The organism is Streptococcus sp. HMSC067A03, assembly GCF_001814295.1.
Classification (GTDB): domain Bacteria; phylum Bacillota; class Bacilli; order Lactobacillales; family Streptococcaceae; genus Streptococcus; species Streptococcus constellatus.
This window is the reverse complement of sequence record NZ_KV815679.1, coordinates 1-270: the sequence shown is the minus strand read 5'-3', so window position 1 is coordinate 270 and position 270 is coordinate 1. Positions and strand designations below refer to the sequence as shown.

Here is a 270-nt window from a genome sequence, read left to right as displayed (position 1 = left end):
AACGATTAGTCCATGGATTTTCTTAAGTAGTCGTGTAATAGTACGATAGCCATAGATAAAATGATGTTCCATACAGAGTTGCTCGATTTTTTCTACAACCTCGTTTCTCTTCTCAAGTTTTTTGCCTCTTGCTTTCCAACGGTAGAAAGTTGAGCGTTTGACGCCGAAACAGGACCGAACCGCTGACCCTCTGCGATTGCCTGACCAAGCTCCGATACTTTTTAAGAGTTGCACCTGTAGTCGTAGTTGTTCTACTTCAGATAGCTCCTC

1 protein-coding gene is annotated in these 270 nt (G+C 43.0%); it reads right to left on the bottom strand.

What is annotated here, in order from left to right:
* The coding region (locus HMPREF2963_RS09445; RefSeq protein WP_222609650.1) for a hypothetical protein at positions 1 to 270 on the bottom strand (270 nt) is incomplete at both ends.